Below are 14,841 nucleotides of genomic sequence, written 5' to 3'. Positions count from 1 at the left end.
GATGAATAGCTTACAACATACACTTCGAGCAAGTCTTGTATTCGGAGGAGGAGCAGCTCTCTTGCTCCTCCTTTTCTTTATTCATATCGGACAAGGACAAGCAAATATTTCCTATAGTATGATTATCGATGCTCTTATCTCACCGAACCAATCGCTAGAGCATCAAACTTTAATCATGCTTCGATTACCTAGAGCTGTAATCGCCATTTTAGCTGGAGGGGCTCTTGCTGCATCTGGAGTCATTTTACAAACTTTAACGAAAAATCCACTTGCTGAAGCCAGTACAATGGGAATTCATTCTGGTGCATATTTCTTTCTAGTAACCGCTACTATTTTTTTACCGAAGGGGTTACAAATTAACTCTCTCCTTTTCACATTTATCGGTGGTGCAATTACTGCTTTATTTGTGTACCGTATTTCTGGCGGAAAAAAAGGCACTCCACTTCGTATGGCTTTAGCTGGTATGGTCGTTACATTAATGCTTTCAGCTTTTACTGGAACGATGCAACTTTTCTATGAAAATGAAACAGCAGGTTTGTTTTTATGGGGAGCTGGTTCCCTTATTCAAAATAACTGGAACGGTGTTCAATTCGCATTTCCATTCATTATTTTTTCTTTCCTAGTTTTACTATTCATGTCACGTAAGCTTAATGTCCTCTTACTCGGCGATGATGTAGCTGTTTCACTTGGAGAGAAAACCGTAGTAACACGGTTTATTGCATTTATCGCCGCCATCTTTTTAACAGCAGTAATTGTAACTGTTGTTGGACCGATTGGGTTTGTCGGCTTAGTTGCACCACACTTAATGCGCCTTATTGGTTATCGGCAACACTTTACCCTCCTTCTCTCCTCTTTCTTATGGGGAGCAATATTATTACTAGGAGCAGACGTTGTTGGTAGATTAATAGATCCAACCGGTGCTGAACTTCCTGTCGGAGCAGTCACGGCAATGATTGGATCACCTTGGCTTATTTATTTAGTGTATCGAATGATGAAATCGAAACAATATATGAATGATAACGGAGCGAATACAGCTGGAGCTAGTTCCCGTTATTACTCTTATAAAAAAGTAATCATTATATCTATCGTGCTTTGTATTGTGACGATTTCTCTTGGTGTTACAATCGGTAGTAACGCTTATATCGAAAGCATTACAAATGCCATAACAGGACAATTAACACAATTTGATAAAAATATGATGATGAATCTTCGTTTACCAAGAATGCTCGTTGCCGCTATTGCTGGAGCATGCCTTGCGATAAGCGGACTTGTTTTCCAAGGTATATTACGAAATCCACTTGCCGATCCTTCTATTATTGGTATTTCATCGGGAGCAGGTGTTGGCGCTTTAACCATTATGTATGTCTTCCCTGCACTTCCTGGTTTCTTCCTACCAATTGGTGCATTTATTGGTGGACTACTTGCAGTTGGAATTGTCCTCTTCTTCTCATGGAAATCAGGACTTAGTCCAACAGCTCTTGCTTTAATAGGAATTGGCATTTCAGCGCTCGGCTCAGCGATTATTCAAATCTTTATCGTTAGGGCAAATTTGAATGTTGCTGCGGCCTTAACATGGTTGTCAGGCAGTACGTATGCAAGAGGATGGAATCACTTAGAAAATATCATTCTATATCCATCTCTTATTCTTATACCAATTATCTTTTTCTTAATGAAACAACTTGACGTTCTTGTACTTGGAGATGATTTAGCAACCGGACTCGGGCAGCCTGTAAATAAAACGCGTCTTGCTCTAATTGTGTTAGCGACACTACTTGCATCAATTAACATTGCTGCTGTCGGTACAATTGCCTTTTTAGGTCTTGTTGCACCTCACTTAGCACGAATCGTCGTTGGTATGAATCATCAAAGACTATTCGTTTGTTCCGCACTGTTTGGAGCAATACTTCTTTCCATTGCTGATTTGCTCGGACGAACGATTGCATATCCGAAAGAAATCCCTTCTGGTCTTGTCGTTGCTGTACTTGGAGCACCTTATTTCTTGTGGTTGATGAGGAAGAGTGGGAAGAAGGTTAATTAAAAGCTGGCTTCATATATGAAGCCAGCTTTTCTATTATGGCATAAAGCGAAACTTTAATCAGTTAGGATTTTACGGGCATCCCGACCCCCATCCACCTTCTTCTCTCCAGCCGCACTTAGAGATGAGATTTTTACTGCCCGTTAATGCGGGATAAAATTAATATAAGCTTTGTACATAAAATATATAACAAGTGAATACATGATTATATTGAACACACTTCGTTTTAAAGTTAACTGTCTCTTTAATTTCTTATCCTTTAATTTTAGTTCTATTCCATTCGCTACTTTCAATCCACCAAGTATTTGAAATAACTCTCTATAATCATCAGCATTTCCCAACAATACATATTCCTTATCATTTTTATACTTTATATGCAGAAACTCACTTCCACCTTTACGGTCTAATATTGTTTTCATAGAAGCTATTTCATTTAATACACATACTTTTAGATCAACGTCATTATAATAACGATCTACAAAAAACACGTACAATCGTTCATTTGTAACGATTAGCATATTATTAATACCGAAGTTCATCGCAAGAACGCCTACCCCTAAGCTCATCGCTGTTCCTGTCTGCCAATTTTTCACGCGAGGATTTTCAGCAAACATACTATATAAAATCTCTTCACTTCCCTGTAGCCCTTCTTGTACAACCTCATGACATCGTTTCATTAAAATTTTTTTTGTTACAACTTCTTTTGTACGATTTATTTTCTTTTCATCTATTTTTTCATCATTTATATCGTCATCTACAAAATCATCTCTATACTGCAAATTATTTAATTCCTGAAGGAACTTCTCTTTATTCATCCCTATTCCCTCCCAACATCTTCTTCAATTTCTTTCTCCCTCTTGAAAGCCTACTATACACCGTATCTCGCGTCATACTGAACTCAAGCGCTATTTCTTGTACGCTATATTCATCTAAATACCTTTTTATAAAAATTTTCTTATCTTCTTCGTTCAATTCTTTAATTAAAACGAAAAAATTACAATCTCGCTCTTCTTTTGTTAAATTAACATTTTTTCCTTCTACATATATTTCTTGCTGAAACTCTTGTAATTGATAGACCTTATTACTTTTTCGTTTATAATCAATGGCTTTAAATTTCGCGACAGATATAAGCCAATTTCTAAACTTCCCACGATTTTCATCATAACTACTAATGTTGTACCAAACGATTAATAAAATATCATCAACACATTCATCCACTAACACCTTACTATGCGCCGTATCTAAAACACTGTGAACTACCCTATAAATTAAATCTCCATATCGATCAATTGCTGTATGTAATGCTAACATATCTTGTTTCCGAAGACCTTCTACTATTTCTATATCCTTCACCCTTATCACCACTCTTTACTCCATTCTCTATTCATTATATATACGAATGCATAGGGCGGTTTTCTGACACTTTTACAAATATTTTCTAATTATTTTTATATTGTAGCAATATGCATTGAAATTTTTTCTATAAAAAGGGAATGAATTAAGTATCTCGAACTTAATCTATGAACATAAGTAGGGGGGATAACAATAATGTACCAAACTATTGAAGGTTTTCTACAATCATGGACATACGAGGCTGAGTCTACTCAAAAGATGCTCGATACATTAACAGATGAATCTTTATTACAAGAAATTGCACCTGGGCACTGGACTTTAGGGAGAGTCGCTTGGCATATCGTTACAGCACTTCCTGTTATGCTATCAGGGACAGGACTTAAGTTTGAAGGAGAAACGAAAGATTATCCTGTACCAACTTCAGCAAAAACAATTGCAGATGGGTATCGCAAAGTGAATGTAGCTTTTGTTGAAGCTCTTCAAGGCGAATGGACAGATAAAGACTTAGCTACTATTAATGACTTCTTTGGTCGTCCTATGCCGAATTCTATATTTTTGATGACACTCATTAATCATCAAAATCACCATCGCGGACAAATGACTGTTTTAATGCGTCAAGCTGGCTTAACAGTCCCTGGCGTATATGGTCCTGCAAAAGAAGAATGGGCTGCTACTGGAATGGAAGCTCCCCAAATGTAACGACAGAAAAAGACAAGGTGTTTATGCACCTTGTCTTTTTCTGTAACTTGTTTCATGTGAAACTATTTTCTACTAAATGGTATTTTATGAGAAAATACGTTAAGATAAATTCATATTAATTGGAGGGAACTAAATTGAATACAAAAAACAAAAAAGTAACAATAAGAACTCTCTTACTAACTTCTATCATTGGAGTTATCGGTGTATCTCTTTATTTCACAAGTTATGGTACCCCTTGGGGAAAACAAACAGCAGTTGCTGAATCAAAAGAGTATATTACAAAATACTTTAATCTAGATGCAAAAGTCAAAAATACTTCTTACGATTCTAAAATGGATAGCTATGCAATCGCCTTTGAAACAATTGAAGATGGGGAGTTTACTATCGAATATAAAGGTCCTAATAACTTTAACATTTCTCCAGGAGTGCAAGAGTATTTAAGCAAACACTATAAATTTACAGAGTAGTAACGAAGCATACATATACAAAAAAGAGTTGGTATAACGCCAACTCTTTTTTACGTATTCTTGTCATACTGTTATATCTTCCTTCTCTATATTTTTAACTCCGTAATATGCAATCGCAACTCCAATTGCTGCCAATGATAGTTGAAGGGGAAGAAAGGTTGCTGTAGAAAACATTGGAGTGTTATTAATTGCAATTGATACAACGATAAGAGATGAAACAATTGTAGTTGGCACTGAACGTTTACGCATTCCGAAATATAGAGGTATTAAACTTATTCCAGCAGTGGCAATAGCTAAAGGAACAAGGTTTATCCCTTCTCGCGTCAATTGATCTACTGTGAATGAATTAGGAAGAATTGAAAAATAACTATCTATCCCAAAGAACACTCCTACTACTAAAATATTAGATAAAATGACTGTTATAAATGTTAATATTGCTGTAATAGCCAACTTACTAACCATCATTTTCTTTCGGTTAATTGGGTAAGAAAACATAAGTAGTATTGTTTTATTTTTATATTCACTAATTATTAACCTTGCGATTAACACACTACCAAAAATAATAAATGTTGCCCTTACTACTGTACTGGCCATCAACAAAATTGTCTGTGGATCCCTTATTTCCGGATCACCTTCTACTTGAGCAACGATGCTCGTAAAGATCATTAATGCCAGTATAGCGATATTTGCAATAATCGCTCCCCTCACATACCATCCAAGCTTAAACTTCTTCAATTCTAGCTTCATAAGACGTAGCATAATAGTCCTCCTTTCATTTACATTTTAATCGATATAAATCGCTCCTGTTTTACTTAAAATCTTCACCTCGTTTTTTGCATCACCGATGGTTCCTGCTTTTACCTTTTCTGTATTTTTATCTTTCTTAAGTCCATTTACATTCACCATTACATCAGACGAATTACTTTTAGCCGTAAGTTTTAAAGAAATCGGAACACCTTTATACCGTACGCCAATATCGCCTGATTTTGTTTCTACAAATAATGATTTCCCTTCTTTCATATCTTTCAGTAGTATTTCTCCAGATGTTGAAGTGATGTTCATATTTTCGTTTTTTATATTTTTCACATAATTATCGCCAGTAGTAGAAGTTATATTTACTTCTTGTAACGAACTATCTTTTAACATTAAATCTCCACTTTCGGATGTGAATTCACCCTTATCTGCCGATAGTCCTACAACCATTTCATCTCCAGACTCACTTTTTGTCACGATATTTTTCACTTCTATATCCCTTATTTTCACATCACCCGATTTATTATTTAATACAATTTTATCTATTTCTTTCTTCGGAACAGCTATAGATATACTATTTTTCTTCCTAAACGTAAAACCATTAAAAAATCTAGTCGCCTTTTGTTTTTGCTTAATCACAACTTTATTTCCTTCATGTTCTATTTCGACGGGATCTAGATTTTTATCTGCTCGTTGACCTTGGGCGAAGATCACTATTTTGTTAGCGTCTGTACTTTTAAATTCAATATCCCAGTTTTCATTGTCCACTTCTATTTCTTTTATATGATTTATCTCAAAAGACTTTTCTTTCTTAAAATCTTTCCCCTGAAATGTCTTAAAACCAAAAACTACACTAGCAATTGTCAGAAATAAAATTGCAATTACTATTATTTTTTTCACCATGCATACCCCTGTTCATTGTTGTTTTAAGCTTATTTTACGCCACATCAATCTTGTCGATCTTACGATACGAAAGATAACTAATAAAAATTCCTAATAAGCAGAGTACAATTGGGATAAATATAAAATCATACATACTTACTTGACCGTTTCCAGGACCAACGTTACTGTTCACTAACATCCCAATTATTACTGCAGAAGTAATCGTTGTCGGTGCCGATTTCTTTCTCATCCCAAAAAATAAAGGAATTAAACTAATACCAGATATCATAAATGCACTTATAAAAGTAGCTGGAACGGTAGCTATTATTTCCCCCATCGTCATAGGTGTTTCAAACAGCTCCATCATTGGGTTCATAAAAAATATGAGCAAACTAATACTGAAAGTAGCAATAATCATGCTCACAAAACAAAAACTGAAAACAATTGTTAATTTCGCTCTCATTAACTTTTTCCTTTGCAGTGGATACATAAACAATAGTTGCATTGTTTTGTTCTTATACTCATCAATTACTAAACGTGATAAAATGACCGCACTAAAAATAAGAAATGTTATCCTTATAAAAAGGTTCGCTAAAGTCATATATTTTGTGAAATCAGTTAGCGCCGCATCTCCTTCACCTTTCGCTCCCAACCCCATAAAACTTACCGCAGCAAAAATTGCTATAATACAAATGGCTACCCCTTTAAAATAACTAGATAATTGATGTTTCTTCCATTCAAGTTTCATTAATTTAAACATATAAACCACACCTCCATTACTGACATAACTATCTCTATGCTACTAACATTCTAATTCCAGCCGTAACTACGCTTAACATTCCTATCACTAATAAAATTAAAATCCATTTCCGCTCAGATTTTCTATAATATAAGATCCCACTTATGAACATTACGATCAATCCACTTACTAGATTCACTAACAATCCATTAAGCATGAATGCCCTCTCCGTCCATTACATTTAAGAAATATTCTTCTAAGGAACTATGTTTCTTATTAATACTTTCAATTTCTACATCATTCATAATAAGTGCTTTTGAAATGGCTTGCTGCGTCGCCTTCAATTCATACACACGAATCATGTTTCCACTCATTATTTTGTAATTTTTTATAGCGAGTTTATCTTCTAAAATATAAGCTGCACGCTTCACATCAGGAACTGTGATTTCAATATACTCTGTTTGTTTTCCGTTAATACTCTTCATCGAAACTTCTTTTATTAGTTTTCCATTTTGAATCACACCAATTGTATCTGCCATTAGTTCCATCTCACCTAAAATATGACTAGAGACTAATAAAGTAATGCCATATTCTTTGCAAAGCATTTTAAATAAGTCTCGTAATTCTTTAATACCAATTGGATCTAAACCGTTAATTGGCTCATCTAAAATAAGTAGTTCTGGCTTTGTCATGATCGCCCTTGCAATACCAAGTCGTTGCTTCATCCCTAATGAAAAATCTTTTACTTTTTTATCATCTATACCGTGCAGTTTTACTAAATTTAAAGCATGATCAATTGCGTTCTTATCGTAATACCCCATATATTCACAATGTAATTCTAAGTTTTCCTTCGCCGTTAATTTATCATAAAAGATTGGATATTCGATAATTGTCCCCATGCGCTTTAACAATTCATAAGATGTATCTGTTAACTTCTCACCGAAAATTTCAATATCACCGCTCGTCGGTTTGATTAAATTTGTGATCATTTTCATAATCGTTGTTTTACCTGCACCATTCGGCCCTAAGAAACCGTATATCTCTCCTTTTTTCACATGCATGTTAACGCTAGAAATAACTTCTTTCCCTTTAAATACTTTCGTTAGCTGATTCGTTTTTAATATATATGTCATGTCACTGTCTCCTTTCGCACTACTTTATATTTCTATAATAGACAACGGAAATCTCTTTTTTCTTACCCGTTCCTTACAAATTCCTTACACTGAAAAAAAAGCTTGTAGAATCTACTTCTCTACAAGCTAAAACAGCATCTTTGTTAATACAACTGTAAAAATTGTTTTTTCATACGGCTTACTAGAAAGATGTATTTCTCCGTCTATCGCTTCCACAAGCCTTTTCGTAATCGTTAACCCTAAACCACTCCCTTGGTACAATCTATTTCTGGAATCTTCAAGTGTGTACATACGCTCAAACACTTTATCAATATGAGATTCATCAATTCCTTTTCCTGTATCCCATACATCTATATACACACTCGTTTCATCATCTCTTAACGTCATACCAAGTGTCTTTCCATCGTCTCCATATGTAATCGCATTTGATATTAAATTATTCAATACCCTGCCTAATACTTCTACATTTCCAAGTGCATATATATTTCTTTCTGGTATACCAATATGAACTTGAAACCCTTTCGCCGTCACTAAATCATAAAACGATAAAATCTTCTCGCGACAAACTTCATTCATATTTACTTTTGTTATCTCGATTGCTTTGTCACCAGATTCTAATTTTGCTAAATCAAAAAACTTATGAATTAGTTCCATTACCTCTAATGTTTTCACATGCACCTTTTCAAGTAATATTTGCTGTTCTTCCTTATTAATCGTTTTATCCTTATTTAACATTTCTGTATATCCAAGAATAACTGTTAGTGGCGTCTTTAAATCATGTGAAATATTTGAAAGCATTTTTCTCATCGAAATTTCTACTTTTGCATGATCTGCATTCGTTTTCTGTTTTGCATCTAACAAATGATTGATAGCCACTAATAACTTTTGCAATTCTGTATCATCCGTCATAATTAATAGCTTCTCACCAGTTTGTTCTTTTACAATTCGATTTAACTTCTCATACGTGTAGCGTAAATTCCTACTACTATTTTTCCTAATTTTATATTGCACGTAAATAACGATCAGCAATATAATAATCACCACGGTTAAAAATACAACCATACTACATCACTTCCAACTTATAGCCGATGCCCCATAATGTTTTAATATATTCTGGATTAGATGGATCACTTTCAATTTTCTCACGTAATCTTCTCATATGAACATTAATAACATTATCATCACCATAATATTCTTCATTCCAAACAAGCGTATATATTTGTGCTTTCGTAAAAACACGATTTTGATTCTTCACGAATAGCTTTAAAATCTCAAATTCTTTTAAAGTAAGTTTAAGCTGTCTTCCCTTTTTCTCCACAGTAAAATTAATTGGGTCAATTATTAAATCACCAATCTGAATGGCCTCATCTTTTGATTCCACAGCTGAATACTTTGTAGACCTCCGAATACCCGCTTTTACACGTGCAGCTAGTTCAATCATAGAAAACGGCTTACAAATGTAATCATCTGCTCCAAGTCCTAATCCAACAGCTTTATCAACATCTGTATCTTTTGCCGACATCATTAAAATCGGAACGGCACTTTTTTCTCGAATGATTCGCACAACCTCTAAGCCATCTAGCTTTGGCATCATAATATCGAGGATGATCAAATCAAATGAACCTTTTAAATATGTGTTCACGCCTTCTTCTCCATCAGATGCGATTGTAACTTGAAAACCTTCTTTTACTAAATATGTTTCAACCATCTCTTGAATTGAGATGTCATCTTCAACTAATAAAATATGATGTGACATATTTCTATCCCCTTTTTTTACAAACATTAACATTTTAATTGTATCGTAACGAAGGAATGCTGGAAAGAATTATATGAATTTTTAAACCAACTTCCCTTCCTTCCTTAACAATGATATGATAAAATTCACTACTATTGTTCATAATTAACTTTATATAAAGGAGACTTATCATGTCAGAAAACAAAAAAGTAAGCTTAGCTGATTTAATGCGCGAACAACTTGCAAAGAAAAAGCAAGGAAATGGAAATGGTTCAAATAATACAAATCAAAGCCAAGCAACAAAAAAATTACAAAACCAACAAACGAAGAAAACAAACAACCAACGTAGACGTACAGGTGTGTAAATGAACGGACAAAAACGATCTAACATTTCATCAGGTCTTGAAGTTGATATTGTATTAAAACAAGATCAACGTACAGGCAAGCTAACAAGAGGAATTGTAAAAGATATTCTAACTAACTCCCCCTCTCATCCGCACGGTATTAAAGTACGATTGCAGGATGGGCAAGTTGGCAGAGTGCAAAATATCGTTCAATAAGAAAAGGAGCTCATTTAAACTTGAGCTCCTTTTTCTTTATTAACCTTTAATTTTCTCGATGAAAACTACTTTTAAATAGTCTCCCTCTTTAAACTGATCAATTGTACGGAAATCTTCTGGTAAAGAATGTTCTTCTAATATTTTATATTTGCCATTCATTTCTTTAAATGCTGTATCGATAAAACCTTTAAACTTTTTCATATCGAACGCGCTACAATTTGTAGAAGCAACGATAATACCGTTATTTTCTGTAATCGCGATTGTTTCTTTTAATAAGTTTTTATAGTCTTTCGCTGCGCTAAATGTATATTTTTTAGAGCGTGCAAAACTTGGAGGATCAAGTACCACCATATCAAATTTCATCTTTTTCTTAGCTGCATATTTGAAATATAGAAATACATCTTCTACAATAATGTCTTGTGCTTCGTAATCAATTTCATTTACACTGAACTGCTCAATCGTTTTACTTAAACTACGATTGGCAAGGTCAACACTTGTTGTTTTACTTGCGCCGCCAAGTGCTGCAAATACAGAGAACGCTCCTGTATAAGAGAACATATTTAAAACAGTTCTTCCTTGTGCATATTTATCACGAATTTGTTTTCGAACGTTACGCTGATCTAAAAATACACCAACCATCGCCCCGTCATTTAAATATACAGCAAAGTTTACACCGTTTTCTTTTACGATAAGTGGGAACTCACCGCGCTCTCCTGCTACAAAATCATCATCTTCAATGTATTTCCCTTTCGTATCAAAACGCTTTTTCTCATAGATACCTTTAAAGTTCGCTACTTTTTGAAGTGCTTCTACGATTTCATCGCGGAAAGTATAAATCCCTTCACTATACCAACTTATTACGTAATAACCGTCATAATAATCGATGATTAAACCACCAAGGCCATCACCTTCACCATTTAGGACACGAAAAGCTGTTGTATCATTTGATTTATAAAAATGTTTTCGTTTATGTAAAGCAGATTTGATTTTACTTTCAAAGAAAGGTTGATTAATTTGCTCTTTCTCTTTTCTTGTTAAAATCCATCCATATCCTTTATTTTGTCTTCCATAATAGCCTTTTCCGATGAATTGGTTCTTCTCATCTACTACTTTGATGATTGTCCCTTCTTCACGTACATCATTTAAATTTTGAATAGCATCTTTTAAAATAAGTGGATATCCACTTTTAATTTCTTTTATAAATTTCGGTTTTATTTTTATAGTTACTTCAGATCGCATGTAATGTCTTCCTTTCCATTTGAATGCTTTCTAATTAGTAGGAAGCATATAAAAAAACAAGGCTAAAAAACAGCCTCGTTTCACTATACCATATTATTGCTTTGCTAGTACAACTAGCTCATTCTCTCCCTTAACCGCCACATATTTACTACATTTTGAAACGGGAATCTTACTGTCCAAAATAATAAAAAAACTTATTTATTTCACATTTACCATTGACAATGATAATGATTTTCATTATCATTTAATGTATATGAGTTCTCGAAAATAAAGGCTACATTTATAGGAGGAATAAAACATGATTATTGTTACAAACACAGCTAAAATTACAAAGGGAAATGGACATAAATTAATTGAGCGTTTTAATAAAGTAGGTCAAGTCGAAACGATGCCAGGCTTTTTAGGATTAGAAGTTCTTTTAACGCAAAATACAGTTGATTATGATGAAGTAACAATTAGCACACGCTGGAATGCAAAAGAAGATTTCCAGGGTTGGACGAAGAGCTCAGCATTTAAAGATGCTCACTCACATCAAGGCGGAATGCCAGAATATATTCTTGATAATAAAATCACTTACTACAATGTTGAAGTTGTACGTATGCCAATGGCTGCAGCACAGTAAACATATTTCTTTTTTAAAGTATAGAATATGAGAAGCGTTACCACTTCTCATATTCTATACTTTTTTTACTGTCTCTTTACTAGTTTCGCATGCACGACTAACCTTCCTGCTTCCGGATCAAGTGCATAGTCACACGTCGAAAGTGTTACGATTTGATCACTTGCTGTCAATTTTGTATCCGTTTTGTACAGCGATTTTTCTTGAATTTTCTCCAAAAATGATGTGTATTCCGTATCGTTGCTAAAATCCGTTTCAATGTAATAAAAATCAGTTGTTGTTGTATACACCGAGAACACTTCAAGATCATATCCTTCAAATAATGTATCGTAATATAATTTACGATGCGACATGAAGAACTCTTCATCTAACATTTTCTTTAAACTTCCAAACATAGAACCATCTTTCATACGGTGACCATATAAAATAGTATTTTGATTTTGAGATTTCACATCATTACGATAGTCCATAAAAATGCTGCCTGCTCTCATATCTTCACCTTTATAATTACGAAATAAATAGTAATCATTGTCTTTCGCCTGAACGATTGGATAATTAATTTGTGTATCGTCCATTGTAATCCATCCAACTATTTCTTGGTTAATTTGCTGCAGAGCTTTGAACTGTTTACGTACTTCCCCATCTTGTGATTGCTCTTCCATCGGACTCTTTTCATAAATGTTTTGTGCTTCGGCCATTACTTTACGATTTTCATAGTAATCCATGAAAATATCACCTAATTCATATACTGAATAGAAAAAGGTACCTAAAAAAACAACTGTAAGTATTCGTTGAAAAAAAGAATTCTTCTTCCGTTCTTTTTTACTACTCAAATTATCACCTCAAAACGGATTGTTCGTATATTTAAATACCCATTGGGACCATATACAACCCTGTATCTTCATCTTGCTTTACAACGACATCTACACCGTATATCGTCTTTATCATACTTTCTGTCACAACATCATTTGGCTTACCTTTCGTAACAATTTCGCCGTCTTTCATAACGATGATATGATCACTATAGCGAATCGCCTGATTGATATCATGTAATACCATAACAATCGTCAATCCATGTACTTCATTTAGCTCTTTTACTAGCTCTAATATTTCAAGTTGATAATAAATATCTAAATAGGTTGTCGGTTCATCTAAAAAGAGCATTGGTGTTTTCTGAGCTAACGTCATGGCAATCCAAACTCGTTGTCTTTCTCCACCAGATAAAGCGTGAATCTCTTTATCACGTTTACTTAGCAAATTTGTACATGCTAAAGCCCTTTCGATTGCTTCTCTATCTTCATCAGTTTGCGAGGAAAAAATATTTTTATGAGGCATACGACCATAACTTGTTAATTTCTCTACCGTCATGTCTGCCGGTGCTTCATTTTGTTGATGGACAACGGCTAACTTTCTAGCAAACTCTTTCGGTTTATATTGACTTATCGCCTTCCCATCGAGTATTATCTCTCCGCTACGAGGGTCGTGATTTCTTGACATCACGCCAAGTAATGTCGATTTCCCGCAACCGTTTGGACCAATAATTGTTGTAATTTTACCAATTTCTATTTCACTACTAACCGACTTTAATCGATCCGTTACATTATCATACGAAAAGGTTACATTTTTAATTTCCATGAACTTTATCACTCTTTCTAAGCAAGAATATTAAGAATGGGCCACCAATCACTGCCATAATCGTCGCTGCTGGAATTTCGTTAGGTGGCACAATTAACCTTCCAATCGTATCCGCCGTCAAAATTAATAACGCTCCTGCAAGAGCAGAAAATGGAATTAATACTTTATGATCCGAACCGACTAGTTGTCTTGAAATGTGCGGAACGAGTAATCCTACGAAAGCAATAACACCTGCAATTGCTGTTGATACTGCTGCTAAAAGTACTGCAATAGCAGAAATAATAAGACGAACTCTCGTCACGTGCAAACCTAAGTTTTTCGCAGTCTTATCTTGTAGCGATAATAAGTTACACCAAGCTCCTACAAACAGAGCAAGAATAAGACCAATTGTTCCATATGTAACCATTATTTCTACATCGCCCCACGTCTTCATCGTTATGTTAGAAGTCGTCGTTTGCTTAATACTCTTAATGAAGTATCCGCAAATCGTAATGAACGATTCATTTAATCCAGTGAACATTGCATTAATAGCTATACCAACTAAAATAATGCGAAGCGGACTTAACCCTGACTTCCATGAAAATGCATAAACGAGATAACATGCAAACGCACCACCTAAAAAGGCGAATACTGGTGTCCAGAAAAAGAATTGCGGGAATAGCGTAATAATAACAAGTGTCATAAAACTTGCTCCAGAAGATATCCCGATTACCCCAGCATCAGCAAGTGGATTTTTCATAACAGCTTGAAAAAGCACACCTGAAACGGCCAGAGCTGCTCCAGTAAATAGTGCAATAATAATACGTGGGAAACGTAAATCTTTAATCACTTCAACATCTTCATTCCCCCCTGTAAATATCCCTTGCACAAGCTCAACAATACCTATTTCTAAACTCCCTTTCATCGCTGACAATGATGTCATAACAATAAGCAATGCAGTAACAATGAGGAAACTCCAAGTTTTTTTATTCATTCCACTCTTCCTTTATATT

The 14,841-nt window shown here is 34.5% G+C and carries 19 protein-coding genes; 6 read left to right on the top strand and 13 right to left on the bottom strand.

From position 1 onward, the window contains the following. Nucleotide 1 precedes the first annotated feature (1 nt). Nucleotides 2-2,038 (top strand): Fe(3+)-hydroxamate ABC transporter permease FhuB, encoded by a 2,037-nt coding sequence (gene fhuB, locus Q3V31_RS13700; protein ID WP_329765425.1) that lies wholly within the window; start codon nt 2-4, stop codon nt 2,036-2,038. Between the two features lie 140 nt (nt 2,039-2,178). On the opposite strand, the gene Q3V31_RS13695 is transcribed toward fhuB, so the two are convergent. Together Q3V31_RS13695 and Q3V31_RS13690 are read right to left on the bottom strand one after the other, a co-directional pair. Next, nucleotides 2,179-2,850 carry a hypothetical protein gene (locus Q3V31_RS13695; RefSeq protein WP_001031086.1) on the bottom strand — a complete coding sequence of 224 codons (672 nt, stop codon included), beginning with the start codon at nt 2,848-2,850 and terminating at the stop codon, nt 2,179-2,181. Next, nucleotides 2,843-3,397 carry a sigma-70 family RNA polymerase sigma factor gene (locus tag Q3V31_RS13690; protein WP_016130304.1) on the bottom strand — a complete coding sequence of 185 codons (555 nt, stop codon included), beginning with the start codon at nt 3,395-3,397 and terminating at the stop codon, nt 2,843-2,845. The genes Q3V31_RS13695 and Q3V31_RS13690 overlap by 8 nt, the downstream gene beginning before the upstream one ends. Nucleotides 3,398-3,583: 186 nt before the next feature. Here Q3V31_RS13690 and Q3V31_RS13685 point away from each other — a divergent pair, with 186 nt between their 5' ends. Both Q3V31_RS13685 and Q3V31_RS13680 read left to right on the top strand, forming a co-directional pair. After that, complete coding sequence (locus Q3V31_RS13685; protein WP_000284982.1) at nt 3,584-4,087, top strand: DinB family protein; 504 nt, start codon at nt 3,584-3,586, stop codon at nt 4,085-4,087. Nucleotides 4,088-4,221: 134 nt separating this feature from the next. Beyond that, nucleotides 4,222-4,554: a YfjL-like protein gene (locus Q3V31_RS13680; RefSeq protein WP_001093312.1), complete on the top strand. Its 333-nt coding sequence runs from the start codon at nt 4,222-4,224 to the stop codon at nt 4,552-4,554. A 63-nt stretch (nt 4,555-4,617) separates the two neighbouring features. On the opposite strand, the gene Q3V31_RS13675 is transcribed toward Q3V31_RS13680, so the two are convergent. From Q3V31_RS13675 to Q3V31_RS13645, 7 genes are all read right to left on the bottom strand, one after another. Then, nucleotides 4,618-5,313 carry an ABC transporter permease gene (locus Q3V31_RS13675; RefSeq protein WP_000945197.1) on the bottom strand — a complete coding sequence of 232 codons (696 nt, stop codon included), beginning with the start codon at nt 5,311-5,313 and terminating at the stop codon, nt 4,618-4,620. 24 nt (nt 5,314-5,337) lie between these two features. Beyond that, nucleotides 5,338-6,210 carry a DUF4097 family beta strand repeat-containing protein gene (locus tag Q3V31_RS13670; protein ID WP_002077422.1) on the bottom strand — a complete coding sequence of 291 codons (873 nt, stop codon included), beginning with the start codon at nt 6,208-6,210 and terminating at the stop codon, nt 5,338-5,340. Between the two features lie 34 nt (nt 6,211-6,244). Continuing rightward, nucleotides 6,245-6,949: an ABC transporter permease gene (locus Q3V31_RS13665; protein ID WP_000475543.1), complete on the bottom strand. Its 705-nt coding sequence runs from the start codon at nt 6,947-6,949 to the stop codon at nt 6,245-6,247. Between the two features lie 34 nt (nt 6,950-6,983). Beyond that, nucleotides 6,984-7,145, bottom strand: a complete 162-nt coding sequence (locus Q3V31_RS13660) for a hypothetical protein (protein WP_000931769.1) — start codon at nt 7,143-7,145, stop codon at nt 6,984-6,986. After that, nucleotides 7,138-8,061, bottom strand: coding sequence for an ABC transporter ATP-binding protein (locus Q3V31_RS13655; protein ID WP_000221078.1), 924 nt, complete (start codon nt 8,059-8,061; stop codon nt 7,138-7,140). Before Q3V31_RS13655 ends, Q3V31_RS13660 begins: the two co-directional genes overlap by 8 nt. Nucleotides 8,062-8,187: 126 nt before the next feature. Continuing rightward, on the bottom strand, nt 8,188-9,123 hold the full coding sequence (locus tag Q3V31_RS13650; protein ID WP_000259974.1) for a HAMP domain-containing histidine kinase: 936 nt from the start codon (nt 9,121-9,123) through the stop codon (nt 8,188-8,190). A gap of 1 nt (nt 9,124) precedes the next feature. Beyond that, a complete protein-coding gene (locus Q3V31_RS13645; RefSeq protein ID WP_000018051.1) occupies nt 9,125-9,817 on the bottom strand; it encodes a response regulator transcription factor in 693 nt (230 codons plus the stop codon). A 170-nt stretch (nt 9,818-9,987) separates the two neighbouring features. On the opposite strand from Q3V31_RS13645, the gene Q3V31_RS13640 reads away from it, so the two are divergent. Then, nucleotides 9,988-10,161 (top strand): hypothetical protein, encoded by a 174-nt coding sequence (locus tag Q3V31_RS13640; protein WP_001293584.1) that lies wholly within the window; start codon nt 9,988-9,990, stop codon nt 10,159-10,161. Then, nucleotides 10,162-10,356, top strand: a complete 195-nt coding sequence (locus Q3V31_RS13635) for a YwbE family protein (protein WP_001014316.1) — start codon at nt 10,162-10,164, stop codon at nt 10,354-10,356. It abuts the gene before it with no gap. A 39-nt stretch (nt 10,357-10,395) separates the two neighbouring features. Here the strand turns inward: Q3V31_RS13635 and Q3V31_RS13630 are convergent, their stop codons facing one another. After that, nucleotides 10,396-11,595 carry a class I SAM-dependent rRNA methyltransferase gene (locus Q3V31_RS13630; RefSeq protein WP_001255949.1) on the bottom strand — a complete coding sequence of 400 codons (1,200 nt, stop codon included), beginning with the start codon at nt 11,593-11,595 and terminating at the stop codon, nt 10,396-10,398. 298 nt (nt 11,596-11,893) lie between these two features. Here Q3V31_RS13630 and isdG point away from each other — a divergent pair, with 298 nt between their 5' ends. Beyond that, a complete protein-coding gene (gene isdG, locus Q3V31_RS13625) occupies nt 11,894-12,217 on the top strand; it encodes a heme oxygenase (RefSeq protein ID WP_000587825.1) in 324 nt (107 codons plus the stop codon). Nucleotides 12,218-12,282: 65 nt separating this feature from the next. Here isdG and srtB read toward each other — a convergent pair whose 3' ends face one another. Genes srtB through Q3V31_RS13610 form a run of 3 tightly spaced genes read right to left on the bottom strand, consistent with a single transcriptional unit; the run spans nt 12,283 to nt 14,822 of the window. Continuing rightward, nucleotides 12,283-13,047: a class B sortase gene (gene srtB / locus Q3V31_RS13620; RefSeq protein WP_071735194.1), complete on the bottom strand. Its 765-nt coding sequence runs from the start codon at nt 13,045-13,047 to the stop codon at nt 12,283-12,285. Between the two features lie 31 nt (nt 13,048-13,078). Then, complete coding sequence (locus Q3V31_RS13615) at nt 13,079-13,849, bottom strand: ABC transporter ATP-binding protein (protein WP_000403736.1); 771 nt, start codon at nt 13,847-13,849, stop codon at nt 13,079-13,081. Then, nucleotides 13,839-14,822, bottom strand: a complete 984-nt coding sequence (locus Q3V31_RS13610) for a FecCD family ABC transporter permease (protein ID WP_001036828.1) — start codon at nt 14,820-14,822, stop codon at nt 13,839-13,841. Before Q3V31_RS13610 ends, Q3V31_RS13615 begins: the two co-directional genes overlap by 11 nt. Nucleotides 14,823-14,841 lie beyond the last annotated feature (19 nt).

This window comes from Bacillus nitratireducens, assembly GCF_036320425.1.
In the GTDB taxonomy this organism is placed as follows: Bacteria; Bacillota; Bacilli; order Bacillales; family Bacillaceae_G; genus Bacillus_A; species Bacillus_A nitratireducens.
Note: the sequence above shows the minus strand (reverse complement) of the source record. Positions and strands in the feature narration are given on the sequence as shown.

Excerpts from the sequence above, each read along its gene's own strand:
- Q3V31_RS13635 (WP_001014316.1), top strand. The coding sequence starts at position 10,162 with ATGAACGGACAAAAACGATCTAACATTTCATCAGGTCTTGAAGTTGAT.
- Q3V31_RS13660 (WP_000931769.1), bottom strand. The coding sequence starts at position 7,145 with ATGCTTAATGGATTGTTAGTGAATCTAGTAAGTGGATTGATCGTAATG.
- Q3V31_RS13650 (WP_000259974.1), bottom strand. The coding sequence starts at position 9,123 with ATGGTTGTATTTTTAACCGTGGTGATTATTATATTGCTGATCGTTATT.
- Q3V31_RS13645 (WP_000018051.1), bottom strand. The coding sequence starts at position 9,817 with ATGTCACATCATATTTTATTAGTTGAAGATGACATCTCAATTCAAGAG.
- Q3V31_RS13685 (WP_000284982.1), top strand. The coding sequence starts at position 3,584 with ATGTACCAAACTATTGAAGGTTTTCTACAATCATGGACATACGAGGCT.
- Q3V31_RS13670 (WP_002077422.1), bottom strand. The coding sequence starts at position 6,210 with ATGGTGAAAAAAATAATAGTAATTGCAATTTTATTTCTGACAATTGCT.
- fhuB (WP_329765425.1), top strand. The coding sequence starts at position 2 with ATGAATAGCTTACAACATACACTTCGAGCAAGTCTTGTATTCGGAGGA.
- isdG (WP_000587825.1), top strand. The coding sequence starts at position 11,894 with ATGATTATTGTTACAAACACAGCTAAAATTACAAAGGGAAATGGACAT.
- Q3V31_RS13615 (WP_000403736.1), bottom strand. The coding sequence starts at position 13,849 with ATGGAAATTAAAAATGTAACCTTTTCGTATGATAATGTAACGGATCGA.
- Q3V31_RS13675 (WP_000945197.1), bottom strand. The coding sequence starts at position 5,313 with ATGCTACGTCTTATGAAGCTAGAATTGAAGAAGTTTAAGCTTGGATGG.
- Q3V31_RS13695 (WP_001031086.1), bottom strand. The coding sequence starts at position 2,850 with ATGAATAAAGAGAAGTTCCTTCAGGAATTAAATAATTTGCAGTATAGA.
- Q3V31_RS13640 (WP_001293584.1), top strand. The coding sequence starts at position 9,988 with ATGTCAGAAAACAAAAAAGTAAGCTTAGCTGATTTAATGCGCGAACAA.
- Q3V31_RS13610 (WP_001036828.1), bottom strand. The coding sequence starts at position 14,822 with ATGAATAAAAAAACTTGGAGTTTCCTCATTGTTACTGCATTGCTTATT.
- Q3V31_RS13655 (WP_000221078.1), bottom strand. The coding sequence starts at position 8,061 with ATGACATATATATTAAAAACGAATCAGCTAACGAAAGTATTTAAAGGG.
- Q3V31_RS13630 (WP_001255949.1), bottom strand. The coding sequence starts at position 11,595 with ATGCGATCTGAAGTAACTATAAAAATAAAACCGAAATTTATAAAAGAA.
- Q3V31_RS13665 (WP_000475543.1), bottom strand. The coding sequence starts at position 6,949 with ATGTTTAAATTAATGAAACTTGAATGGAAGAAACATCAATTATCTAGT.